Origin of the sequence: Burkholderia sp. AU45274 (assembly GCF_030482505.1) — a bacterium.
Classification (GTDB): Bacteria; Pseudomonadota; Gammaproteobacteria; order Burkholderiales; family Burkholderiaceae; genus Burkholderia.
In genome coordinates, this window is the sequence record NZ_JAUJQE010000037.1 from 1 (window position 1) to 1,002 (window position 1,002).

Genomic DNA, 1,002 nt, shown 5'->3' on the forward strand with positions numbered 1-1,002 from the left:
GCAATACGGCCCGCGCGAATCGATGGAATACGACGTCGTGATCGTCGGCGGCGGCCCCGCCGGGCTGTCGGCGGCGATCCGGCTCAAGCAGCTGGCCGCCGAGAAAGGCACCGAGATCGGCGTGTGCGTGCTCGAGAAGGGTTCCGAGATCGGCGCGCACATCCTGTCGGGCGCGGTGATGGACCCGCGCGCGATCACTGAACTGTTCCCCGACTGGAAGGAACGCGGCGCGCCGCTCGACGTCGAGGTGACGGAAGACCGCTTCCTGTTCCTGTCCGAGAAGAGCGCGGTCACCACGCCGAACTGGGCGCTGCCCGCCAACTTCCAGAACCACGGCAACTACGTCATTTCGCTGGGCAACGTCACGCGCTGGCTTGGGGCACAGGCCGAAGCGCTCGGTGTCGAGATCTTCCCCGGCTTCCCGGCCGCAGAGATCCTGTACAACGACGACGGCTCCGTGAAGGGCGTCGCGACCGGCAACATGGGCGTGGGCAAGGACGGCGAGCCGACCGAGAACTTCCAGCTCGGCATGGAACTGCACGCGAAGTACACGCTGTTCGCCGAAGGCTGCCGCGGCCATCTGGGCCGCCAGTTGATCTCGAAGTTCAAGCTCGACGCGAACGCGGATCCGCAGGCCTACGGGATCGGCATCAAGGAGCTGTGGGAGATCGACCCGGCCAAGCACAAGCCGGGCCTCGTGATCCACACGGCCGGCTGGCCGCTGAAGTCGGATACGTACGGCGGCTCGTTCCTGTATCACATGGACAACAACCAGGTCGTGGTCGGCTTCGTGGTGGGCCTCGGCTACACGAACCCGTACCTGTCGCCGTTCGAGGAATTCCAGCGCTACAAGACGCACCCGTCGATCCGCGCGTTCCTGGAAGGCGGCAAGCGCGTGTCGTACGGCGCGCGGGCGATCACGGCCGGCGGGCTGCTGTCGCTGCCGAAGACGGTGTTCCCGGGCGGCGCGCTGATCGGCGACGACGCGGGCTTCCTGAACGC

1 protein-coding gene is annotated in these 1,002 nt (G+C 67.0%); it reads left to right on the forward strand.

The window, feature by feature from the left end; genetic code table 11:
• On the forward strand, nucleotides 1–1,002 hold a 1,002-nt coding region (locus QZM35_RS38080), incomplete at both ends, for an NAD(P)/FAD-dependent oxidoreductase (protein ID WP_301777788.1).